The following is a 22716-nucleotide window of genomic DNA, read 5'->3' as shown; positions in this document are numbered from 1 at the left end:
CGGGGTCGTCGGGCCGGCCTCGGGTCGACCCGACGACCCGATGCCGACGAGAGGACGAGCCGTGACGGTGCTGTACCGGAAGCCCAGTCGCGAGTCGCTGCTGACGGCGGCGTTCGCGATCGGCGCGGTCATCCTCGTGCTCTTCGCCCGGGCGTTCGTGCGCCTGATCGGCAACGCCGTCGCGTACGACCCGACCTCCTACGCGGGCGGCTTCCTCGACTCCCCGGTGGGCCTCTTCCTGGGCGAGCTCGTTCTCTATCCGTTCCCCTTCTACGCCGCCGCGTTCGTCGCTCTGACGGTGTTCTACCCGATCATCCGCCAGTCGCCGCTGTCGCTGGTCCTGCGTCGGTCGCTCGCGGCCGGAACCGTCGGCACCGTCGTCCTCGCCCTGGTGGGCATCGCCACCGGCATCGTTCAGGCGCGGACGACGGGCAACTCCGTCTACGTGATCCTCTACGCCCTGTTCATCCCTCTGGCTGCAGGGGTGCTGATGACCGCCGTCCTGGTCGGGGCGGCTGCGACCGCCTGGCTCTGGTCGGGCCGTCAAGGGCCACTGGCCGACGAGGATGCCCGTCCCGTCGCGAGCCCTGAGCCCGCCGTCGAACCGGCTCCCGCCGACTCCTTCGGCTCCGCACTCGTGTCCGAGACCCTCTCCACGGATCCCGCGTGGCCCGCACCGCCCACCGTCTCGGCGGCGTCCGGGAGCGGCAACGAACTGCCCGTCCTGGCACGGCCGGGCGCAGCGGCAGCAGAGTCGCCGCGCTCGATGGGGGCGGCCGTCGGGCCGGTCTCGGCTGTGTCCCAGGCGGAGCTTCCCCTGAGCCTCTTCCAGCCGCCGGACGAGGAGTCGCTCCCCGATCTCCCCTCCGTGGTGACCCCCGTGCCCGCCGCGCAGCCCGCCGCGTCGGGGCCGGACGACGAGCGGTCTTCGCAAGCGCCGCCGCCGTCGGACGACCCGTTCGCGCCGCCACCGGAGCGGACCTAGCAGGCCGGCCCCGGGCATCCCACGCTCTAGCCCTCGGCGCGCTTCTCGCGCTGCGACACCCGGAGGCCGCTGGCCCGCAGCCGTCGCACCAGCTCTTTTCCGGTCACCCGGGTGGCCCCGGCGGCGATGAGGTCGGCGTGGCGGCTGGCCGGGACGTCGTAGTGGTCGTGATCGAAACCGCGACGGGGGATGCCCTGCGACTCGGCGAACGCGTGCAACTCGTCGTACGACTCGTCACTCACCAGGTGAGCCCAGACGGTGTCGTGGGCCGGCCAGATGGGCTCGTCGATCAGGATGGTCACGGGCGAATGATACTCGCGGCACGGTTGACGCGTCCATCGGGCGGCCTGTACTCTGGACCGTTGGTGCGCTCTTCGATGCGTACCACTCACACTTCTGCTGCGGACTCCTTCGCGGCAGGTCGTCTCTTTAGGAGTTCCCATGGTTTTCGCCGTTGTGCGCGCCGGTGGCCGTCAGGAGAAGGTCGAGGTCGGAACGATTCTGACCGTCGACCGTCTCAAGGCCAACGAGTCCGACACCGTCACCTTCGTCCCCGTCCTGCACGTCGACGGCGACACGATCCTCGCCGGTTCCGACCTCGCGAACGTCACGGTCACCGGTGAGGTCTTGAACGACCTCCGCGGCCCGAAGATCGTCATCCAGAACTACAAGAACAAGACCGGTTACAAGCGTCGCATGGGTTTCCGTGCCGACCTGACCCGCGTTCGCATCACCGACATCACCACCAAGTAAGGGGCTGACGACAGATGGCACACAAAAAGGGCGCATCGTCCACTCGTAACGGCCGCGACTCCAACGCGCAGCGCCTCGGCGTGAAGCGCTTCGGCGGTCAGGTCGTCCTCGCGGGCGAGATCATCGTCCGCCAGCGCGGCACCCACTTCCACCCCGGCGTCAACGTCGGCCGTGGCGGCGACGACACCCTCTTCGCCCTCGCTCCCGGCTCCGTCCAGTTCGGCGCCAAGGGCGGCCGCAAGGTCGTCAACATCGTCGCAAGCCCAGCGGAGTAGTCCGCCCGGGCACGAGCACACATTTCAAGCGATGGGCGAGCTTCGGCTCGCCCTTCGTGTTTTCCGAGCAGACCGGTCGACGACCCGACGCTCACTCAACGAAACCGAGAACACCACCCCATGGCCACATTCGTCGACCAAGTGACGCTCCACCTCAAAGCGGGCAACGGCGGCAACGGCTGTGTCTCGGTGAAGCGCGAGAAGTTCAAACCCCTCGCCGGCCCCGACGGCGGCAACGGCGGGCACGGCGGCGACATCGTCCTCGTCTCCGATTCGAACGTCACGACCCTGCTCGGTTTCCACCGCAACCCGCACAAGTCGAGCGAGAACGGCGGACCCGGAATGGGCGACCACCGGGCCGGTACCAACGGCGAGCTGATGGAGCTCGCCGTGCCCGTCGGAACCGTCGTGCACGACGACGAGGGCACCGTCCTCATCGACATGAACATCGCGGGCCTGAAGTACGTCGTGGCCGAAGGCGGCATCGGCGGACTCGGCAATGCGGCGCTCTCCTCCACCAAGCGCAAGGCTCCCGGCTTCGCCCTCCTCGGCACCCCCGGGTGGCAGGGCGACGTCCAGCTCGAACTGAAGGTCGTCGCCGACGTCGCGCTCGTCGGCTATCCCTCCGCGGGCAAGTCGAGCCTCGTCGCCGCGATCTCGGCGGCCAAGCCGAAGATCGCCGACTACCCCTTCACCACCCTCCACCCGAACCTCGGGGTCGTCGAGTCGGGCGAGACCCGCTTCACGGTCGCCGACGTGCCCGGCCTGATCGAGGGCGCCAGCGAGGGCAAGGGGCTCGGCCTCGAGTTCCTCCGCCACGTCGAGCGCTGCTCGGCCCTGTTGCACGTGCTCGACTGCGCCACGCTCGAGCCCGGACGCGATCCGCTCACCGACCTCGAAGTCATCCAGGGCGAGCTCGCCGCCTACCCCGTGCCCGCCGGCCAGCTGCCCCTCCTCGAGCGTCCCCAGCTCATCGTGCTGAACAAGATCGACGTGCCCGAGGCCCGCGACCTGGCCGACTTCGTGCGTGCCGACCTCGAGGGCCGCGGCTACCGCGTGTTCGAGATCTCGGCCGTCAGCCGCGAGGGCCTGCGCGAGCTGTCCTTCGCCCTGGCCGAAGTAGTCGAGGCCGACCGGGCCGCCAAGGCCCAGGAGGAGCTCGAGCGCCCGCGCATCGTCATCCGCCCGAAGGCCGTCAACGAGTCGAAGTTCGAGGTCACCGTCGAGGGCGGCACCTACGGCAACGTCTACCGCATCCGCGGCGTCAAGCCCGAGCGCTGGGTCGTGCAGACCGACTTCAACAACGAGGAGGCGGTGGGCTACCTCGCCGATCGCCTCAACAAGCTCGGCGTCGAGGACCGCCTGTTCAAGGCGGGCGCTCAGGCCGGGTCCACCGTCGTCATCGGCGGCGCCGGCGGCATCGTGTTCGACTGGGAGCCGACGCTCACCTCCACCGCCGAACTCATGACCGCCGCTCGCGGCACCGACCCGCGGCTGCACCAGAGCTCGCGCCAGACGCGCAACGAACGCCGCGAGGACTACTTCGCGCGCATGGATGCCAAGGCCGAAGCCCGCGCCGAGCTCATGCGCGAGCGCGCCGCCGGCCTCTGGACCGACGACGAGGGCTTCGAGATCGGGTCCGGCACCGACGAAGCGGTGGTGCGAGAGGGCGACGGCGAGTGACCGAGGGCACCACCACGGCCGACGAGACCGCCGCCGCCTCCGCGGTTTCCGTGTCGTCCGCGGACAGCGAGACGGGGGATCCCCGGGTCGTCCGAGCGGCGCGCGTCCTGTCCCGCGCCGACATCCCGCACGCCAGGCGCGTGGTGGTCAAGGTCGGCTCGTCGAGCATCAGCGGCCCCAACGTCGACGCCATCGGTCCGCTGGTCGACGCGCTGGCGACCGCCTACGGGCGCGGCGCCGAGGTCGTGCTCGTCTCCTCGGGCGCGATCGCGACGGGGATGCCCTTCCTCGACCTCGAGGCCCGACCGACCGATCTCGCGACCCAGCAGGCGGCCGCGGCCGTCGGCCAGAACGTCTTGATCTACCGCTACCAGGAGAGCCTCCGTCGGTACGGGATCGTGGCCGGCCAGGTGCTGCTCACGGCCGGCGACATCGACGACCCGACACCGCGGTCGAATGCGCAACGGGCCATGGAGCGCCTGCTCAAGCTGCGCATCCTGCCGATCGTCAACGAGAACGACACCGTCGCCACCCACGAGATCCGGTTCGGCGACAACGACCGGTTGGCGGCGCTCGTGTCGCAACTCGTCGAGGCCGACCTGCTCGTCCTGCTCTCCGACGTCGACGCGCTGTACACGAAGCCGCCCGCGGAGCCGGGGGCGGTCAAGATCACCGACGTGCCGTTCGGCGACGAGCTCGCCGGCGTCACGTTCGGCTCGGCCGGGGCCGCGGGCGTGGGCACCGGAGGGGCGGGCACCAAGGTCGCGGCCGCGCGGCTCGCGACCGAGTCCGGCACGCCCGTGCTCGTCACGTCGACCCCGCAGGTGGCGGATGCCCTGGCCGGTGCCGACATCGGAACCTGGTTCGCCGCGCGTCCCCTGGACCTCTGACGCGCATCCCCCCGTCTCTCCGCGCCCCGACCTCGAATTCGAGAAGGGGGCGAAGCTAGAATTCGCAGCATGTCGATCTCCGAAGCCACCGCTCCCGCCGACGCCGCGACCCGGCCCGCCGAGGGCGACCTCGACCCGGCGCTGGTGCACAAGCTCGAAGCGGCCAAGACGGCGTCGCGGTTCCTCGCCACCGCCACGGCCGACGTGAAGAACGCCGGCCTCCGGGCGATCGCAGCGGCCGTCCGAAAAGAGTCCGCCCGCATCATCGCGGCCAACGACGTCGATCTTGCCCGAGGCCGCGACTCCGGCCTCAGCGCAGGCCTGCAGGACCGGCTCCGGCTCGACGAGGCCCGCCTCGAATCGCTGGCGGTGGCGACCGAGCTCATCGCCACTCTCGTCGACCCGGTGGGGGAGGGGCTCCGCGGCAAGATCCTGCCGAACGGCCTCCAGCTCACCCAGGTGCGCGTCCCGTTCGGCGTCGTCGGCGCCATCTACGAGGCCCGGCCCAACGTCACGATCGACATCGCCGCCCTGGCCCTCAAGAGCGGCAACGCGGCGGTCCTGCGTGGAGGCAGCGCTGCCGAGGCCACCAACACGGTTCTGGTCGACGTGATCCAGGAGGCTCTCGTCGGCGTCGGCATCCCGCGCCACTCCGTCCAGACGATCGACGAGTTCGGCCGGGCCGGGGCCACGCAGCTCATGCGCGCCCGCGGCTACGTCGACGTCCTGATCCCGCGTGGCAGCGCCGCCCTCATCGACGCGGTCGTCCGCGAGTCGAAGGTGCCCGTCATCGAGACGGGCGCGGGCGTCGTCCACGTGTTCCTCGACGAGTCGGCCGACGAGAAGTGGGCGATCGACATCGTGCACAACGCGAAGGTGCAGCGGCCGAGCGTGTGCAACGCCCTCGAGACGCTCCTCGTCCACGAGAAGGCCGCCCCGCGCCTCCTGCCGGCCGTCCTCTCCCGTCTGCGCGACGCGGGCGTCACGATCCACGGCGACGAGCGCACCCGGGCCCTCTTCGCGGATTCGGTGGCGGCGACCGACGACGACTGGTCGACCGAGTACATGACCCTCGACATCTCCGTGCGCGTCGTCGACGGCCTCGACCAGGCCATCGACCACATCGCCGCCTACTCGACCCACCACACCGAGTCGATCATCACCAACGACCTCGCCAACACCGAGCGGTTCCTGGCCGAGGTCGACAGCGCGGTCGTCATGGTCAACGCCTCGACGCGGTTCACCGACGGCGGCGAGTTCGGCTTCGGGGCCGAAGTCGGCATCTCGACCCAGAAGCTCCACGCCCGCGGCCCGATGGGGCTGAGCGAGCTCACGAGCAGCAAGTGGATCGTCCGCGGAGCCGGCCAGATCCGCGCGTAGCGCCGAGGCGAGGCCCGGGGGATGCACGGGGCGGCCCCCGGGCGCGACTAGACTCGATTCATCGCACGCCCCGAAACGGAGATCTCATGCTGACGGTCACGGCTCTCGCCTCCAGCCTCATTGCCCTCGAAGCAAAGGCACCGGTGTTCGCGCCGCCCTTCATCATCTCGCTGATCGCCGCCGCAGTCTTCACGCTGCTCGGCTTCGTCGTCTTCAGCTTCAAGAACTACGCGAACCGGACCCCTCCGCGCGGCCAGGCGTCGTTCCCCGAGCACGAGGGGCCGATCGACGAGTTCGGTCACGCCGAAGAGCACTGACCCGTACCTCGTGACGACGCTCGAAGCGCCTCGGCGCCAGCGCATCGGCGTGATGGGCGGCACCTTCGACCCCATCCACCACGGGCACCTCGTGGCGGCCAGCGAGGTCGCGCGAGAGTTCGAACTCGACGAGGTCATCTTCGTCCCCACCGGCCAGCCGTGGATGAAGCCGACGGTCACCGTCGCCGAGCACCGCTACTTGATGACCGTCATCGCGACGGCGTCCAACCCGATGTTCACGGTCAGCCGAGTCGACATCGATCGCACGGGTGCGACGTACACGATCGACACGCTGCGCGACATCCGCGACCAGCATCCCGACGCCGACCTGTTCTTCATCACGGGCGCCGACGCCGTGGCCCAGATCCTCGACTGGAAAGACGTCCAGGAGCTCTGGGATCTCGCTCATTTCGTCGCCGTCTCCCGGCCCGGACACGACCTCAGCGTCAGCGGACTCCCAGAGACGGAAGTAAGCTTGCTCGAAGTTCCCGCACTGGCGATCTCGTCCACCGACTGCCGAAGCAGGGTGGGCCGAGGGTACCCCGTGTGGTATCTCGTACCCGACGGAGTAGTCCAGTACATCTCGAAACACCACCTGTACTCCATCGACACCGATGTTCCGGCCCGCGAGACGGAACCCAGCAGTAGATCATCATCGGAGAGTTAATGAGTTCGACCGACGGCCAGCCGCCCCTCACCAGACGGCAGGTACGAGACCTCGAACGAGCGCGCGAGGCCGGTGAGGCGATCACCGGCAGCATCTCGGTCGTCTCGGGCTCCGCGGTACCGTCGGCGGTCCCGATCTCGTCGGCGCCGGCTCCCGTGTCCACGCCGGCTCCCGCCTCGGCTCCGTTCGGCGAACACGTTCCGACCCGACGCGAACTCCGTGCCCAGCGGGACGCCGCCAGCGAGTCGACCCGCGGGCCCGTGCCGCTCAAGACCCCCGGGCCCGAGCAGGAACGCCGTCTCGAAGACGCGCTCAGCCACGTCGCCGACATCGAGGCCGGTTCGCAGTCCCTTCCTCAGCCCGTCACCTTCCAGCAGTCGTCCGCCGCCAGTGCCGGAGAGGCGGCACCGGCCGTCGTCCCCTCCTCGCCGGAGCCCGGCGCCACTCCTTCGTTCGGCGCCGCGTCGGCCGATGCGGCAGGCGACGACGCGGCCGAGGCTCCGGGGCCCCGACGCCACGGCGCCCGGTCGGCCGTGACTTCGGACGAACCCACCCCCGCAGGGTCCGATCCTCAGCCCGGTGGCATCGGGTCGACGACGCCCCCGCCGACTTCCGTCCCCACCGTGTTCCCGTTCGTCCTGACGCCGGGCTCCGGGGCGGCTGTTCCGGCCCCGGCGCAGGGCACGCGACCCGTCGAGTCATCGCCGTCGGCCCCCGCTTCGGACGCTCAGCAGCCCGCCGGAACCCCTCCGGTCGACCGTCCGGCGACGACCGAGGCCGCACCCCGGCAGACGGCTGCCGCCGCCGCCATGCAGGCAGCCGCGGGCGAACGCCCGGGGCCTGCCGCGGCTGCCCCCGCTCCGGCCAGCGTTCCGGAGCCCAGCGGGTATGTCCCCCCGGTCGGCCACTGGTCGACCCAGGCCGACGAGCCCGACGACCACCTCGACGCCTTCGGCGCCCCGACCGGTCAGCAGAACGCGATCGTGCTCGACCACGACCAGCTCCCCGACGTCACCGGTGCCCTGAACGCCACCGGCGAGGTCATCATCACCGGTTCGATCGACCTGCCGCGGAGTCTCGCGGCGACGGGTTCGCACCACGCCCAGCGAATCGACGGCGCCGACATCGACCGGATGCTCGAAGAGGGCGACCGCGAAGTCGCCGAGAACGACGCCGTCCCCGTGCGCGCCAGCCGGGCCGTCAGCGCCAACACGTCGACCCGTGCCGTCGTCCTGGCCGCGCCCCAAGCGAAGAGCAATCGGGGCCTGATCATCGCCAGCATCTGTGGTGCCGTGGTGATTGTTGGTATCGTGGTGGTCGTCGTCGTGAGTTTCGCTCGCGGCGTCCTCTGATCCTCGCGCCGCCCCACGTCGTCCTTCGGGCGCGGCAGCCTTACAGCGAGGCTCCGGCTTTCGGTGGCGCGCCTCTCGGGGTCTGCGACCGCCGAGTCGCCGTTCTCTGGGCCCTCCGCCCGAACCTCGCTCCTCCATTCTTGATCCTCTAAGGAATCCGTGACTGCCACCCCCCGTGCCATCGAGCTCGTCCAGCTCGCCGCTCGCGCCGCCGACTCGAAGCAGGCCGACGACCTCGTCGCCCTCGACGTGTCCGAGCCTCTCGCCCTGACCGACGTCTTCCTCCTCGCCACCGGGCGCAATGAGCGGAACGTCATCGCCATCGCGTCCGAGATCGAAGACAAGATGATCGAGGCCGGCGTCAAGCCGCTGCGTCGCGAAGGCCGTGCCGAAGGCCGCTGGATCCTCCTCGACTTCGGAGACGTCGTCGTTCACGTCTTCCACGACGAAGACCGTCAGTTCTACGCCCTCGAGCGTCTCTGGAGCGACTGCCCCGCCATCGCTCTCGAGCTCGAGACCACCTCGCAGGGTGCCGAAGGCTGACCTTTTCCGCTCGGCTCGCCCCCGTGGTCATTTGCGCTCCAGAGATGTAGTAATCTTGACGAGTTGCTTCCGCGGGGGCAGCAAAGCAAAGATAAGCAACATCGTTTCACGCAATACCGTTTTGGGTCTGTGGCGCAGCTGGTAGCGCACCTGCATGGCATGCAGGGGGTCAGGGGTTCGAGTCCCCTCAGATCCACGAGATCAATTGGCTCCTCCTTGTTCGGCGCAAGCGCCTTCGGAGGGGCCAATTGCTTTGTGCTTTTCAGAACAACTGAAGGGTCGCTTTGCTCCCGCCTGGCGGGGCGGAACAACTAGAGGGTCGCGTTGCTCCCGTGGGGCGGGCAGAACAACTAAAGGGTCGCGTTGCTCCCGTGGGGGAGGGCGGGGCTACTGCGGGGGATGCGGGGCGCGCCGAGGGCGGGCGAGCGGGCACGGGCAGGAAACGGAGCGAACGGCCCTCCTGATCCCTGCACAAGGCCGTTCGCCCCGCATCGCGCCCGGCGGCGGAGCCGCAGGATGCCCCTAGTGTACGACTGAATCGTGCGCTATTGAATAACGCCCGTGCGACACTGTCTCCACTATGGACAGTTCCACTGACCCTCTCGCTCTCGAGGACCAGGTGTGCTTCGCAGTCGCCATCGCGTCACGCAGCATCGTCGGCCTCTACCGGCCGATTCTCGAACCGCTGGGTCTCACCCACCCTCAATTCCTCGTCATGGCGGCGCTCTGGGAGAACGGGGAGCTGTCCGTCGGCGAACTCGGTCGGCTCCTCCGTCTCGACTCGGCTACGCTCTCACCACTTCTGACCCGGCTCGAGGCCGCCGACCTCGTGCAGCGCGTCCGCCGCGAAGACGACGGCCGAGTCGTCGACGTCGTCCTCACCGACGAGGGGCGGGACCTGCGGGAGCGGGCCGTCGACGTGCCGCGACTCGTCCGCGAGCGGATCGGGTTGGACGAGTCGGAGATCCAGGCGCTCCGCGGAGCCCTGTTCCACTTCCTCGCCGCCGCCGAAGACGCAGTCGCTGACGCCTGAGCGCAGAGGCTCCTTCGGCCGGACGGCTCAGTTGATGCAGGGGATGGTGGAAGCCGGAGCGGCGGACGCCGAGGCCGAGGCGCTCGAGTCCGACGACGACGACCCGGACGACGACCCGGCGGTCGACTCGGCTGCGGTCGGGGTCGCCTTCGCTGTGGAGCCGTCGGTCCCGAGCACGACGGTGACGCGGGCGACGCCGGACGCGACCTCGGTGGTGGCCCCGGGCACGTAGCGCGCGACGACGGCCGCCTCGGCCGCCATCGACGCCGGGTACTGGATGGTCGTCGCGCCTCGCGTCGAGACGGTCGACGGGGCCACCGTCGAGAAGCCGGCCTTGTCGAGAGTCGCGCTGTTCGTCGCCGCGGCGCCTGACACCCCGCTGCCGTTGAGCACTTGGAGCGTGATGCTCGAGGGTGACGGGGCGGCGGCCGCCGGAGCGGCCGAGGTGGTGGCGGACGCCGACGCGGACGCGGTGGACGTCGAATCGAGCGAGGCGACGAACGAGGCCATCTTCGCGGTGTCGACCTTGACGATCGAGACGGCGCTGCCGCCGTAGTAGATGGTCGGCGTGCCGAGGGTCGGGATGGTCACCGAGTTCAGGTTGCCGCCGACGAGGTCCTTCGCCTTCGTGGCGAGCGACAAGAAGTCGAGCCCCGGATCGGTCTGGATGGCGTGGCTCACGGCCGTCAAAGCGGTGTTGAGCTTGCCCGGGTTCAGCAGAGTGCCGGGAGAGAGGAAGTTCTTGATCTCGGTGGTGAGGAAGTAGCGCTGGCGGATCTCGCGGTCGAGGTCGCCGAGGGGGAGACCATGGCGCTGACGAACGAAGGCGAGGGCTTGCTGGGCGTTGAGCTCCGAGACGCCCGCCGGGGCCACGAAGGTCGAGTACGGGTCGTTGACTGCGGCGACCAGGCAGACCTTCAGCGGACCGAGGGCTTTGGCGACGTCGTAGAAGCCGACCATCGAGATGCGCACGAAGTGGTCGATGTGCATCCCCGTCATGTTCTGCACCGTCGTGACGAGGAGCTGCGCGCCCCCCGAGTCGCCGCCGCCGTCACTGCCGTAGGCGAAGGCTGCGTTGAGCTTGCCCATGCCATGGCCCGGGATCGCCACCCACGAGTCGCGGGGCAGTGAGACGAGGGAGGCCTGGCCCCCGCCGCCGGGGATGTGCAGGATCATCATCGAGTCGGTGTTCGTCCCGCCGCCGTCGGCCGTCGTGCCGAGCTCGGCGAGCTCTTGAGCGGAGGCGTCGGCCGGCCGGTGGTCGTCGCCGACGAGCAGGATGTTCTGGTCGCCGTTCGTCGAAGCGGTGGTCGACGACGCGGGGATCGCGTCGATGTGGGTCACACCCGAGACGAAGTGGCGGTAGTTGTAGACGGCGTAGCCGGCGGTGGCGATGAGGAGCAGTACCACCACGATGACGATGTAGCGGATCACGTGGCGGGGCCGGACCCGGAGGCGGGAGCGGGGCGTCATGGACATCGGGAAACCTAATCATCCGTTCCGGTGACGGAACCGTATGCGACCTGAAAGCACCGGGTTCGGGACGACGGTGCTTCAAGGAGCGTAGCGGCGGTTCCGCCCCGGGCCGGGGAAGGTCCGCCCTTCGGATGAATCGGAATCGCCGGGTCAGAGCCCGGGGAACGCCTCCGTGAGGCTCGTGAGCACGGCGTCGGCGCCGGCCTCTCGGAGCTGGTCCGCCGTGTAGTGGCCGGTGGCGCAGCCGATGCCGGTCGCGCCCGCCGCATGCGCCGACGTGATGTCGTGCGGGGTGTCGCCGACGACGAACACCTCTTCTTTCGCGAGGTCGCGTCCGTGGAGGAGAGACGCCTTGTGGATGGCGATCCGGGTGGCCTCGTCACGGTCGGGATTGTCGGAGCCGTATCCGCCGAAGACGAAGTAGCGACCGAGATGGCCGGGCTCCATCTTGGTCCGAGCGGCGCCTTCCATGGCTCCCGAGATGATGCCGAGGATGACGCCGGCCTCGGTCAGCTTGGTCAGCGTGTCGTCGACCCCGTCGAAGACCTTGTACCCCGGGGATGCACGGATCACGTCGTTCAGATGCCACAGGTAGCGCGAATAGAGCTGCGACATCTCCTCGTTCGTGGGATCGCGGTGGAGCACCGCCTTGAACGTCGCCCGGCCCACCTGCGGGTCCGTCTCGCCCGCGGACGAGTGCGCGCCGATGTCCGCTTCGACCCTGTGGAGGTCGTCGAAGGCCAGCGCCCAGCTCTTGCCCCCTGCGCCGCCGGTGTGGACGAGTGTCTCGTCGATGTCGAACAGGACGGCAAGGGGTTTCTTCATGCCTTCGTCCTATCGCGAAAGTCCGGGGGATGCCCGGCGCTCACCGGGAATTCACGTCGGATGTCGGTCGTCCCGCCTACCGTGGGCGACATGACAGACGACGTCTCGACCGTGATCGGCCGCCATGCCGCAGCGCTGGCGCTTCCCGGGGTCCTGAGCCTGCGGCCGGGTTTCCTCCTGCGCGACGGCGTGCTCACCGGCACCCCGGCCATCGTGGCGACCGTGGCGACCGTGGCGGCCGGGTCTCCGGCACCGGCGCTGCCCGCCGAGATCGAGGGGCTCCCGGTCGACGTGCGGATCGCCTCGGAGCGGAAGGCGCTCCGCCTGACCGACCCTGCGGCGTACGCCCGCCTGGCCGGCACGAGCCCCGACTTGGGCTCGGTGCCGGAGTTCGGCGACGAGGTGCGGGTGATGAGCGCGGGGGTGACCGCCAGGGTCGAGCCGGGCATCCCACCGCTCGCCGTGTCGGCGGCAGCCTCCAAGCCGCAACTGCCCTACACCGGGCCGGCCGGTGCCTCGCTCGCGTCGGTGGTGGTCGAGGGGCCGATCACGCTGAGCGCCAGCCCCGACACCGGGTGGGCCACTCTTGCCGCGTTCCTCCAGGGCACGGCGTCGTCACTCACCATCGGGCTGTACGACTTCACCTCGGCGCACGTGCTGGCGGCGTTCGAGAAGGCGGCCGCGGGCAAGGCGGTCACCCTGGTGCTCGACCACCCGGCGAAGAATCCGACGGCCGACCAGACCGACGAGCAGACCGTCGCCGCCCTCGACCAGGCTCTCGGGTCGAGCTTCGAGCAGGCCTGGGCGCTGGAGCGGATGGACCCGAAGGCGTCGGCGTGGATCTTCCCCACCGCGTATCACATGAAGGTCGCCGTCCGAGATTCGAAGGCCGTCTGGCTCTCGAGCGGCAACTGGAACAATTCGAACCAGCCCGACATCGCGCCGACCACGAATCCGGCCGACGCCGCTGCGGCTCGAGCCGGCGACCGGGACTGGCACGTCGTGGTCGACGACGCGGGGCTGGCGGGCGTCTACGAGGCGTTCCTGAAGCACGACCACGAGGTTGCTGCCGCGCACAACGTGTCGCCGACCGTCGGCGAGGTCATCGAACCGGCCTTCGTCCGCCCCGCGGCGCAGACGCCGCCTTTCACCCAGTTCTTCCCGTCGACCACCATCGCCGGGCCGACCACCGTCACGCCGCTGCTCACCCCCGATCCCGGTGTCTACGTCGATGCCGTCACGAAGCTCGTCGAGAGCGCCACGACGACGCTGCACCTGCAGTTCCAATACATCGAGCTGCCGAAGACGGCCTCGCCCGCCACCCAGCCGTTCGCCGACCTGGTCGCGGCCGTGATCGCCCGGCAGAAGGCCGGGGTGGACGTCAAGATCGTGATGAGCGAGTTCGAGTCGGCGGGCTACCTCGAGCAGCTCCAGAGCGCCGGTCTCGACGTGGCGGCGGCCGTCCGGCTGCAGAACAACGTGCACAACAAGGGCATGGTGGTCGACGGTGCGCGCGTCCTGGTCAGCAGCCAGAACTGGTCCTCCGCCGGGGTGCTGTCGAACCGCGACGCCGGCGTGATCCTCGAGAGCTCGGAGGCGGCCGCCTACTTCGACCGGATCTTCCTCCACGACTGGCAGAACCTCGCCACCCTCCCGGTGCAGGCCGACTGATGCGCCTCGTCCTCCTGCGGCACGGTCAGACCCCCGCCAACGTCCTCGGCCAGCTCGACACGGCCGTGCCGGGTGCCGGCCTCACCGGGCTCGGCCATCGGCAGGCGGCCGAAGCGCCGACCGGCCTCACGAGCCTCGCCTCGCTCGACGGCCACCTGCCCGTCGAGCGCCTGTGGGTCTCGACCCTCGTGCGCACGCAGCTCACTGCCGCACCCCTCGCGGCGGCGACTGGTCTTTCTCCGACGGTCCTCGACGGTCTGCGCGAGATCGCCGCGGGCGATCTGGAGATGCTCGACGACCCCACCTCCCAGGGGCGGTACGACTCGACCTGTCTGGCCTGGGCGCGCGGAGACCTCGGGGTGCGGAACCCCGGCGGCGAGAACGGGCACGAGTTCTTCCGCCGCTACGACGACGCCGTCGACACGATCCTCGCCGCCGGCGGCTCGACCGTGGTGGCGGTCAGTCACGGTGCCGCGATCCGGGTCTGGGTCGCGGCGCGCTGCATCGACACCGGCGCCGAGTTCGCGGTCGAGCACCAGCTCGACAACACGGGGGCCGCCGTCCTCGGCTCGGTCGACCCGGGCGGCCGCGGCGCCGGGCGGTGGAAGCTCGACGAGTGGCATGCCGGGCCGGTGGGAGGCCGAGAGCTGCACGACGAGACCGCCGAAGACCCGACGGGGGAGGGACGGGCATCCTCGTGACCCCGCTCGTCGTGTCGAACATGTCGTGACATTGCCGGAGCGGTCCATACTGGAGGGGATGACGTCGACGTTCCGAGCCCCCCGATGACCGCCACTCCGACCGTGGCCCGTCGTCGTCTGGGCGGTCCGCAGTCGCTCGCCCTGCTGGTCGCGGGGTGCTTCTTCATGGAGAACCTCGACTCCACGATCGTCACGACGGCCGCACCGAGCATCGCGCGCGACTTCGCGGTGGACGCCGCGTCGGTCGGCGTCGCGATCACGGCCTACGTCATGACGGTCGCGATCCTCATTCCGGTGAGCGGCTGGCTGGCCGACCGGTTCGGTTCGCGCCGCATCCTGCTGGTCGCCATCGCCCTCTTCACGCTGGCGTCGGTCGCCTGTGCTCTGAGCCAGGGGCTCGGGGTGCTCGTGATCGCGCGGATCGTCCAGGGCATCGGGGGAGCGATGATGGTCCCGGTCGGCCGGATGACCGTGCTCCGCGCCACCTCGAAAGAGAATCTGATCAAAGCCGTGGCGACGTTGACGTGGCCGGCTCTGGTTGCCCCGATCATCGCGCCCTTCCTCGGCGGGCTGCTGACGACCTACGCGTCGTGGCACTGGATCTTCCTGGTCAACCTGCCACTCGGCGCGATCGGCTTCGTCGCCGCGTTCCTCATCGTGCCGGGGCCCGAGGCCGACCCTCAGAGCGAACACGTGCCGACCCCGCCCGACTGGCTCGGCCTGTCGCTGACCTCGGTGGGCATCGCTGCGCTCGTCTGGGCGACGACCCTCCTGACGCTCACGCCGGTCGACGTCGTCCAGACCATCGCCTCGGCGGTCGTCGGGCTCGTACTGATCGGTCTGGCCGTGCGCCACGTGCTGACGACCGCTCGGCCGTTCGTCGATCTGCGGCTCCTCCGGATCCCGACCTATCGGGTGACCCTGAGCGGCGGTTCGCTGTACCGCTTCGTGGTCAGCTCGGTGCCGTTCATCCTGCCTCTGCTCTTCCAGGGCGCCTTCGGCTGGACACCTGTCGAGGCGGGCAGCGCCGTGCTGTTCCTCTTCGCCGGCAACCTGGCCGTCAAGCCGACGACGACCTGGCTGCTGCGCACCTTCGGCTTCCGACGGCTGCTCGTCGCGGCGCACCTCGTCGGCGTGGCCTGCCTGGTCGCCATGGCCTTCTTCCACCCGTCGACGCCGTTCGTGCTGATCGTGGTCGTGCTGATCGTCTCCGGCGCTGCCCGCTCGGTGGGTTTCACGGCCTACAACACGATCACCTACGCGGACGTCGAGAAGGTGCAGATGACGGGCGCCAACGTGCTCGACTCGACCGTGCAGCAGATCGCGATCGGCAGCGGGATCGCGCTCGGTGCCGTGGCGATCGCGGCGGGCTCGGCGCTGGCCCGGGGAACGGCCTCGGGTGGCAGCTTCGCCTACGACTTCGCATTCCTGGCCGTCGCGGCGATCCTCCTGATCGCGCTCATTCCGGCCTGGCGGCTGGCACCCGATGCCGGCGGCGGGTTGACGGCGCGCAAGTAGCGCAGGAAGAGGGTGCGTCTGCGGGGCTTAGGCTGGAATCGATGACGGAGACACGAGCGGACGCGACGGCTTCACCGGCGGCGCCCATCGCCCTGTCGAACGTCCGCCGCAACGTCTGCATGGTCGCCATCCTGCTGACCATGCTGATGGCCAACATCGACTCCTCGATCGTCAACGTCGCGCTTCCCCAGCTCTCGCACGACCTGCGCGTCAGCCCGTCCGACGCCGTGTGGGTCGCGACGGCCTTCCTCCTCGCCGTGTCGTGCAGCATTCCCGCCATGAGCGGCCTCGCCGACCAGGTGGGCCGCAAGCGACTGTTCGTCATCGGCACGCCGATCTTCACCGCGGCGTCGCTCTGGTGCGCCGTGTCGCCGACTCTCGACTGGCTGATCACCGCCCGCGTGGTCCAGGGCATCGGCGCCGCGATGATCTTCGCCGTCGCGATCCCGCTCTACCGGCGGTTCTTCCCGCCCGAGCGCCTCGGCTTCGTGCTCGGATTGAACGCCATGGTCGTCGCGCTGGGCATCAGCGCCGGTCCGACGCTGGGCGGCATCATCCTCGCCCATCTGACCTGGCCCTGGCTCTTTCTCATCAACGTGCCGATCGGCGTCGTCTCGGCGATCATCGCGGGGCTCGCCATGCCGCACGTGCAGCCGCCGCGGGGCGACTACGACCTCCGGGGCGCGCTCTGGGCCGCGGCGGCGATCGCGTCGTTCCTGCTCGGGGTCCACCAGCTCGCCGACTCGTCGCAGCTGTGGGTCGCGGTCGTGCTCCTCGCCGTGTGTGCGGTCTGCATCTGGCGGTTCGTGCGAGTCGAGCGCCGGGTGCCGCGGCCGATCATCCCCCTCGACATGTTCACCGGCCGTTTCTCGCTGGCGGTGCTGACCGCGTTCTGGTCGTTCTTCGGTCAGGGCGTCGCGTTCATCGCCCTGCCGTTCCTGTTCCAGACGGCCTTCCACGCGTCTCCGCTCGAGTCGGCGCTGCTGTTCACGCCCTGGCCGGTGATCATCGTCTTCGTCGCCCCGATCTCGGGGCGCCTCGCCGACCGCGTCTCGTCGATGCTGCTCGCCGTCATCGGCCTCTCGATCTTCACCCTCGGCCTCCTCGCCCTCGTGCTGCTCGGCAGTCACCCTCCGGTCTGGCAGGTCCTCGCGAGCACGGCCCTCGCCGGCCTCGGTTTCGGCATCTTCCAGTCGCCCAACAACCGCGACATGATGGGCGCCACTCCGATGAAGTACGCCTCGAGTGCGGCGGGGATCCTCAATGTGAACCGCACTCTGGCGCAGTCCGCCGGTAGCGGGGCCGTGAGCATGGCGCTGGTGCTCGGGGGAGCCTCGGCCGCCTCCGCGGCTTCGCAGGCGAGCGCGGCCAACGGAGCGCTGGCCGTGGCCGTTCTGGGGGCAGCGCTGTCGGTCGTCGTGAGCATCCTCAAACTGCGCCAGGGCACCCGGGCCCGACTGGCGGAATAGGCCCCCGACGGCTCTGTTTCCGCCTGTGTCGCCGCGTGTCGGCAGAAGGGAGGACGGCGAAACGTCGTGGCCGTCCGCCCGTCATGAAACGTTAACCGCGATACCCGTTCGGGGGTGAGCGCAATAGCGTGAGGCGCGCATAGGGTTGCGGAAAGATAACGATCCGCACCCGCGGATCGCGGACGATTCCACACCGAATCACCACCCCGCACCGACTCACCACTGCAAACCGACTCACCACTCATCGAACCGCTGGAAAGGGGCACGACATGAGCACCATCACCCACCGTTGGACCAAGGACGCCATCATCGCCCGGCTGGCGGCTTCGAAGGCCATCGACAACGACACGACCTACACGCCGCGCGAGCGGGCCGAGCGCCGTATCGAGCTGTTCCGCGTCTCCACCGCCGTCGACGAGGGGCGTCTCGACGCCGAATCCGCCGAGGCCGAGTTCTGGAACATCCGGGGGATGCTGCTGCCGCTGAGCGCCTGACGCCTGCCCCGCACGAACGCGCCGCCCCTCTCGTGAGAGGGGCGGCGCGTTCGTGCGTTTCGTTGGGGGCGAGCCATGCTTCCTAGGGCTCGACTCCAGGACATGCCGCTCAACTTCGGCGGCAGGCGCCTTTTCTGGAGGCGGCAGCGCATCCCTCTGCTCGTGACTCCAGAACACGCTGCTCACCTTCGAACGTGAGCAGCGTGTTCTGGAGTCGACGAGCGGGAGCAGGTCCTGTGCGGCGCAGGCTACGCGGCCGGCGCAGCGGCAGCGAGGCCCTCGGCGAGCGGCACCGTCGGGTGCCCGATGAGCTCCTTCAGTTCGCCCGTGGTGACAGCGAGGAGGCCGTCGCGGATGTTGCCGTCGAGCCCGACGACGAAGCCGACGGTGCCCTCGTCGAGTCCGGCGCCCTTAAGGATCTCGGCGTGCTCCGCCGGCGACACGGCACGGTACGACACCGGCTTGCCGACGATGCCCGAGACGGCGGCGGCGAGCTCGTCGAAGCTCCAGGCGTAGTCGCCGGAGAGCTCGTAGGTCTTGCCCGCGGTGGAGGCGTCGAGGGCGGCGACCGCGGCGGCCTCCGCGTAGTCAGAGCGGCTGGCGCTGGCGACCCGACCGTCGCCGACGCTGGCCACGAGCTCGCCGTGGTCGCGGCCGGCGGCGATCTGGCTCACGTAGTTCTCGGTGTACCAGCCGTTGCGGAGGATGGTGAACGGCACTCCGGAGCCGATCAAGAACTCCTCGGTCGCCTTGTGCTCGGGGGCGAGGATGAGCGCGGTGTCGTCGGCAGCAGGGGCGCTCGTGTAGACGATACGGGCGATGCCGGCGTCCTTCGCGGCCTGGATGACGGCGGAGTGCTGCTCGACACGCTTGCCCAGGTCGGAGCCCGAGATGAGGACGAGGGTGTCGCCCGGCTTCACGACAGCGGTCACGGTCTCGGGCTTCGTGTAGTCGAGGGCGGCGGTCGTGACGCCCTTGTCGGCGAAAGCCTGCAGTTTCGAGGCGTTGCGGGCGGTGGCGACGACGTCGGCGGGAGCCGCGCCGCGGGCGAGGAGGGCGTCGACGACGAGGGCGCCGAGCTGGCCGGTGGAGGCGGTGACGATGATGGACATGGCCATCCTTTCGGTGGGGTGCGAGGGGGTGTTCGGTGGATGCAACGACGGTCGCGCATCCCACCTTCCCATCGTGGGGTACGCACTATTTTGTAAGCTAGTGGAATGGACGTCAGTTTCGCCGTGTCCCGGACCCGACCCGGAATCACCGCAGAGAAGTACCCGGCCGATTGCCCGACGCGCACCGTTCTCACGCACATCACGAGCAAGTGGGGTGTGCTGGTGCTGCTCTCGCTCGAGCAGGGGTCGCTCCGCTGGGGCGAGTTGCGGCGCGAGGTGGAGGGCATCAGCGAGAAGATGCTGGCGTCGACGCTCCGGACCTTCGAGGCCGACGGTCTGGTAAATCGCGATGCGCAGCCGAGCATCCCGCCGCGGGTCGACTACAGCCTGACCCCGCTCGGGCGCGAGGCCGCCCTTCGCCTGCTGCCGCTCATGGACTGGATCGCCGACAACGCCGAGGCCATGGTCGCTCGCTGACTGCGCCGCGCTCGCCAGCCGCGCGCTCGTCAGCCGCGATCGAAAGGCCGATCAGAGCGGGGGATGCACGCCTCAGGCCAGAGCCGAGGCCCGCGTCAGCACCATCAGGTCCATCCGCCCCGTCTGCACCGTCTCACCGCGTTGGTTGCGCAAGGTGACCTGCCGCTCGACGATGCCGGTCGTGCCCTTGCTCGTGAGACGGGTCGACAGGATCTCGACCGTGCAGGTGACCGTGTCGCCGATGAAGATCGGCAGCGGGAAGGTCCACTGGTCGATGCCGAGGAGGGCGACGGCCGAGCCCTCGAACACGCCGGTCCGGGCGATCAGGCCGAGGCAGAGCGAGGCGCCGAGCATGCCGTGCACGATCCGCTGGCCGTAGCGCGTCTTCGAGGCGAACTCCACGTCGGTGTGGACCTGGTTGTTGTCGTTGGTCCAGGCCGCGAACGACACGACGTCGGCTTCGGTGAGGGTGCGGCCGGGGGTGACGAAGGTCTGTCCGGCCTCGAGGTCTTCGAGATAGTGGGGCATCCGACCAGTCTTCCACGCAGGTGCGTGCGCAAATCGCGAGTGTTTCGGCGGTCGGGGCCCGGAAACCCGGGCGCTGGTGCGGCCCGCCGAGCCGGATCGCTCGACATTTGCGCCAGGGGAGGGGACGGGTCAGCGCCGCACGAGCTTGCCGAGCAGCGCGACGCCGACGCCGATCATGGCACCACCCGTGACGTCGCTCACCCAGTGCGCCCCGACGTGCAGCCGCGAGTAGGCGAGGGCGGCGGCGAGCGGTGCCACGAGGATCCCCCGGCCCGGGCTCTCGAGGGCGACCCCGGTGGCGAAGGCGGCGGCGCTCGCCGTGTGGCCGGACGGGAACGAGGCCGACGCGGGGAACTTCGCGAGCTGGCGGCCGAGCGGGACGTCGGCCGCGAGGGGCCGGGCTCCGCCGAAGACGGGTTTCGCGACGAGGTTGGCGAAGGCGCTCGAGCCTGCGAGCGACAGGAGGCCCCGGACCGCGGCGCGTCGGCCCCGGGGCCCGGTCAGGGCGAGACCGGCCGCCACTCCGTACCAGAGGAACCCATTGTTGGCGGCGGTGGAGAGGCGGAGCAGCGCGCCGTCGACCCGAGGGTGGGAGGCTCGCTGATTGATGACTCGACCCGCCCGCTTGTCGAGATCGAGGATCCAGGCGGGAAGGATGCTCGGGGACGAGGACGACGACGGGGGCTTCAGCTGCACCGACCAAGTCAAGCACGCGGCCCCGAGAAGCCGCTCGACCCGGGGCGGGGCCGGTCGGTCGCACGCGACTGGCCCCCGTTCGAGCGCTGCCCGAAGGTGGGCTCGTGCGGATTCGCGCGGGTCCGTAGCTTGGCGTCAGGAGGTAATCCCATGGACCACGACCCGCTTCGCGACAGCTACACGTACGGCTCGACCTACTCGACCGATCGAGAGGCTCGCGACTTCGGCCTGGCCTTCGTCACGGAGGGCTGGCTCGAGGAGCACGTGCGGACCATGGGCTCCGACTGACTCATCTGGCGCGGCTCGGCGCGGCGACGACCCCTACTCGTCGCCGCCCGGGTCGGTGAACGGACTGCCCCCGATGCCGGATCACTTGACCGGGGGTCCAGGACGAGTTCCGCCCGCGATCTGATCCCGCGTGGCGGAACTCGTGCCCGCGGGTCGCCCCTTCGGCAACCCGACGAACGACACGATCCCGCTCACGACCAGCAGGGCGGCGACCACGATCAGCACCCGGTGGAACCCCGCGATGTCGAGCACGCCGCCGGTGATGACCCCGATGAAGGCGACCGCGATCAGTCCGGCCACTCGCGAGATCGCGTTGTTGACGGCCGACGCGATGCCCGCCTCGGTCGACGCGATCTCCGACAGCACCGTCGAGGTCAGCGGCGTGACGGTCAACGTCATGCCCAACCCGAACAGCACGACTCCGGGGAGGATCTGCCACCAGACGTCGAGCGGCTCGCGCGTCGTGAGCATCCAGAGGAACCCGGCCGCGGTGACGAACGGCCCGGCCGACATGAACGGCCGTGGCCCATATCGTCCTGCCAGACCTCCGACGAAGCTCGCCAGGAGCAGCGAGACGATCGTCACCGGCAGCGTGACCAGCCCCGAGACGGTTGCGGGCAGGTGCCCGATCTCCTGCACGACCAGCGGGATCAGCAGGGTGCCGAGCCCGGTGGCCGCGTAGATGCCGATCGTCGCGAGATTGCCGACGGTGAAGGACCGCACCGAGAAGAGCCGGAGGGGCAGCATGGGATGCACGGCCCGACGCTCGAAGACGACGAACGCCGCGAGGCACAGCAGCCCGCCGATCAGTGCCACCAGCACGAACGGGTCGCCGAAGCCCACCCGTTGGCCTTCGATCAGGGCGTAGACCGGCCCGGCGAGCCCGAGTGCCGCCAGGACGGCGCCCGGCACGTCGATGTGGGCGGCCTGCGAGTCGGAGCCGCGATGTGCATCCCGCGGGAGTCTCGCCATCAGCACGAGGGTGACCAGGACGGGCAGGACGACGAGGCCGAACACCCAGCGCCAGGAGAGCGCGTCGACGAGAGCGCCGCCCGCGAGCGGCCCGATCAGGAACGCGACGCCGGTCCAGGCGGTCCAGGTGCCGATCGCCTTGGCCATCGCGGCGCCCTTGAAGGTGGCGGTGATCAGGGCGAGGCTCGACGGGACCAGGAGGGCCGCGGCGACGCCCTGGAGCGCCCGAGCCGTGATGAGGAGCCCTGCGCTCGGGGCGAAGGCGGCCAGGAGCGACATGGCCGCGAAGCCGATCAGGCCCGCTCGGAGGATGGCGACCCGGCCGAACGTGTCGGACAGCGAGCCGGCCACGAGCATGAGCGAACCGAGGGTGAGGAGGTAGGCGTCGACGACCCACTGCTGCAGGGTGACTCCGCCGCGGAGGTCGTGCTGGATGGCGGGCAGGGCCACGTTGACGATGGAACCGTCGAGGAAGGCGACGAACGAGGCCAAAATCGCGACCACGAGGACCAGCCGGGGGCCCCTGCTTGCGGTCTGGCCTTCGGCGGTGGTGCGGGCCTCGGCCATGGATCTCCTTCGCGGGCTGTCTCGCCGCCCCCACCCTACGTGGC

At 69.9% G+C, this 22716-nt stretch carries 25 protein-coding genes and 1 tRNA gene; 19 read left to right on the top strand and 7 right to left on the bottom strand.

The window, feature by feature from the left end:
* Window positions 1–40: 40 nt before the first annotated feature.
* Window positions 41–985 carry a hypothetical protein gene (locus ABEA39_RS05650; RefSeq protein WP_345374231.1) on the top strand — a complete coding sequence of 315 codons (945 nt, stop codon included), beginning with the start codon at window positions 41–43 and terminating at the stop codon, window positions 983–985.
* Between the two features lie 26 nt (window positions 986–1011).
* Here the strand turns inward: ABEA39_RS05650 and ABEA39_RS05645 are convergent, their stop codons facing one another.
* Entirely contained in the window at window positions 1012–1287 is a 276-nt protein-coding gene (locus tag ABEA39_RS05645; protein ID WP_345374229.1) for a DUF4031 domain-containing protein, read from the bottom strand.
* A 139-nt stretch (window positions 1288–1426) separates the two neighbouring features.
* Between ABEA39_RS05645 and rplU the strand changes: the two genes are divergently transcribed.
* The 11 genes from rplU (at window position 1427) to ABEA39_RS05590 (ending at window position 9878) form a co-directional block, all read left to right on the top strand.
* The gene (rplU, locus tag ABEA39_RS05640) at window positions 1427–1738 is read left to right on the top strand and encodes a 50S ribosomal protein L21 (RefSeq protein ID WP_345372769.1); all 312 of its coding nucleotides are present in this window, start codon (window positions 1427–1429) and stop codon (window positions 1736–1738) included.
* Window positions 1739–1752: 14 nt separating this feature from the next.
* Window positions 1753–2013, top strand: a complete 261-nt coding sequence (rpmA, locus tag ABEA39_RS05635; RefSeq protein ID WP_345374227.1) for a 50S ribosomal protein L27 — start codon at window positions 1753–1755, stop codon at window positions 2011–2013.
* Window positions 2014–2133: 120 nt separating this feature from the next.
* Entirely contained in the window at window positions 2134–3696 is a 1563-nt protein-coding gene (gene obgE / locus ABEA39_RS05630; protein WP_345374225.1) for a GTPase ObgE, read from the top strand.
* A gap of 107 nt (window positions 3697–3803) precedes the next feature.
* On the top strand, window positions 3804–4586 hold the full coding sequence (gene proB / locus ABEA39_RS05625) for a glutamate 5-kinase (RefSeq protein ID WP_345375270.1): 783 nt from the start codon (window positions 3804–3806) through the stop codon (window positions 4584–4586).
* 69 nt (window positions 4587–4655) lie between these two features.
* Window positions 4656–5966 carry a glutamate-5-semialdehyde dehydrogenase gene (locus tag ABEA39_RS05620; RefSeq protein WP_345374222.1) on the top strand — a complete coding sequence of 437 codons (1311 nt, stop codon included), beginning with the start codon at window positions 4656–4658 and terminating at the stop codon, window positions 5964–5966.
* An 86-nt stretch (window positions 5967–6052) separates the two neighbouring features.
* Entirely contained in the window at window positions 6053–6283 is a 231-nt protein-coding gene (locus tag ABEA39_RS05615) for a hypothetical protein (RefSeq protein ID WP_345374219.1), read from the top strand.
* A gap of 10 nt (window positions 6284–6293) precedes the next feature.
* Entirely contained in the window at window positions 6294–6950 is a 657-nt protein-coding gene (gene nadD, locus ABEA39_RS05610; RefSeq protein WP_345374217.1) for a nicotinate-nucleotide adenylyltransferase, read from the top strand.
* On the top strand, window positions 6950–8302 hold the full coding sequence (locus ABEA39_RS05605; RefSeq protein WP_345374214.1) for a hypothetical protein: 1353 nt from the start codon (window positions 6950–6952) through the stop codon (window positions 8300–8302). Before nadD ends, ABEA39_RS05605 begins: the two co-directional genes overlap by 1 nt.
* Before the next feature lie 159 nt (window positions 8303–8461).
* Complete coding sequence (gene rsfS / locus ABEA39_RS05600) at window positions 8462–8845, top strand: ribosome silencing factor (protein WP_345374212.1); 384 nt, start codon at window positions 8462–8464, stop codon at window positions 8843–8845.
* 123 nt (window positions 8846–8968) lie between these two features.
* A tRNA-Ala gene (locus tag ABEA39_RS05595) sits at window positions 8969–9041 on the top strand.
* A 384-nt stretch (window positions 9042–9425) separates the two neighbouring features.
* Window positions 9426–9878 carry a MarR family winged helix-turn-helix transcriptional regulator gene (locus ABEA39_RS05590; RefSeq protein ID WP_345374209.1) on the top strand — a complete coding sequence of 151 codons (453 nt, stop codon included), beginning with the start codon at window positions 9426–9428 and terminating at the stop codon, window positions 9876–9878.
* 27 nt (window positions 9879–9905) lie between these two features.
* Here ABEA39_RS05590 and ABEA39_RS05585 read toward each other — a convergent pair whose 3' ends face one another.
* Window positions 9906–11357 carry an LCP family protein gene (locus ABEA39_RS05585; RefSeq protein WP_345374206.1) on the bottom strand — a complete coding sequence of 484 codons (1452 nt, stop codon included), beginning with the start codon at window positions 11355–11357 and terminating at the stop codon, window positions 9906–9908.
* Between the two features lie 147 nt (window positions 11358–11504).
* On the bottom strand, window positions 11505–12179 hold the full coding sequence (locus tag ABEA39_RS05580) for an HAD family hydrolase (RefSeq protein WP_345374204.1): 675 nt from the start codon (window positions 12177–12179) through the stop codon (window positions 11505–11507).
* Between the two features lie 90 nt (window positions 12180–12269).
* On the opposite strand from ABEA39_RS05580, the gene ABEA39_RS05575 reads away from it, so the two are divergent.
* The 5 genes from ABEA39_RS05575 to ABEA39_RS05555 all read left to right on the top strand — a co-directional run bounded on the left by ABEA39_RS05575 (window position 12270) and on the right by ABEA39_RS05555 (window position 18032).
* Window positions 12270–13850, top strand: a complete 1581-nt coding sequence (locus tag ABEA39_RS05575; RefSeq protein WP_345374201.1) for a phospholipase D-like domain-containing protein — start codon at window positions 12270–12272, stop codon at window positions 13848–13850.
* Complete coding sequence (locus ABEA39_RS05570) at window positions 13850–14551, top strand: histidine phosphatase family protein (RefSeq protein WP_345374199.1); 702 nt, start codon at window positions 13850–13852, stop codon at window positions 14549–14551. The genes ABEA39_RS05575 and ABEA39_RS05570 overlap by 1 nt, the downstream gene beginning before the upstream one ends.
* An 84-nt stretch (window positions 14552–14635) precedes the next feature.
* Window positions 14636–16069, top strand: a complete 1434-nt coding sequence (locus tag ABEA39_RS05565; RefSeq protein ID WP_345374197.1) for an MFS transporter — start codon at window positions 14636–14638, stop codon at window positions 16067–16069.
* A 41-nt stretch (window positions 16070–16110) separates the two neighbouring features.
* A complete protein-coding gene (locus tag ABEA39_RS05560; RefSeq protein WP_345374195.1) occupies window positions 16111–17538 on the top strand; it encodes an MFS transporter in 1428 nt (475 codons plus the stop codon).
* A gap of 269 nt (window positions 17539–17807) precedes the next feature.
* Complete coding sequence (locus ABEA39_RS05555) at window positions 17808–18032, top strand: hypothetical protein (protein WP_345374193.1); 225 nt, start codon at window positions 17808–17810, stop codon at window positions 18030–18032.
* Window positions 18033–18280: 248 nt separating this feature from the next.
* Here the strand turns inward: ABEA39_RS05555 and ABEA39_RS05550 are convergent, their stop codons facing one another.
* Window positions 18281–19144, bottom strand: coding sequence for an SDR family oxidoreductase (locus tag ABEA39_RS05550; protein WP_345374191.1), 864 nt, complete (start codon window positions 19142–19144; stop codon window positions 18281–18283).
* Between the two features lie 105 nt (window positions 19145–19249).
* On the opposite strand from ABEA39_RS05550, the gene ABEA39_RS05545 reads away from it, so the two are divergent.
* Window positions 19250–19621 (top strand): winged helix-turn-helix transcriptional regulator, encoded by a 372-nt coding sequence (locus ABEA39_RS05545; RefSeq protein ID WP_345374189.1) that lies wholly within the window; start codon window positions 19250–19252, stop codon window positions 19619–19621.
* 72 nt (window positions 19622–19693) lie between these two features.
* Here ABEA39_RS05545 and ABEA39_RS05540 read toward each other — a convergent pair whose 3' ends face one another.
* A complete protein-coding gene (locus tag ABEA39_RS05540) occupies window positions 19694–20149 on the bottom strand; it encodes a MaoC/PaaZ C-terminal domain-containing protein (RefSeq protein ID WP_345374187.1) in 456 nt (151 codons plus the stop codon).
* Window positions 20150–20278: 129 nt separating this feature from the next.
* Complete coding sequence (locus ABEA39_RS05535) at window positions 20279–20845, bottom strand: phosphatase PAP2 family protein (protein WP_345374185.1); 567 nt, start codon at window positions 20843–20845, stop codon at window positions 20279–20281.
* 150 nt (window positions 20846–20995) lie between these two features.
* Here ABEA39_RS05535 and ABEA39_RS05530 point away from each other — a divergent pair, with 150 nt between their 5' ends.
* Window positions 20996–21133, top strand: a complete 138-nt coding sequence (locus ABEA39_RS05530) for a hypothetical protein (protein ID WP_345374183.1) — start codon at window positions 20996–20998, stop codon at window positions 21131–21133.
* A gap of 81 nt (window positions 21134–21214) precedes the next feature.
* Here the strand turns inward: ABEA39_RS05530 and ABEA39_RS05525 are convergent, their stop codons facing one another.
* The gene (locus tag ABEA39_RS05525; protein ID WP_345374181.1) at window positions 21215–22672 is read right to left on the bottom strand and encodes an MFS transporter; all 1458 of its coding nucleotides are present in this window, start codon (window positions 22670–22672) and stop codon (window positions 21215–21217) included.
* Between the last annotated feature and the right edge of the window lie 44 nt (window positions 22673–22716).

This window comes from Frondihabitans cladoniiphilus, assembly GCF_039544345.1.
Classification (GTDB): Bacteria; Actinomycetota; Actinomycetes; order Actinomycetales; family Microbacteriaceae; genus Frondihabitans; species Frondihabitans cladoniiphilus.
Note: the sequence above shows the minus strand (reverse complement) of the source record. Positions and strands in the feature narration are given on the sequence as shown.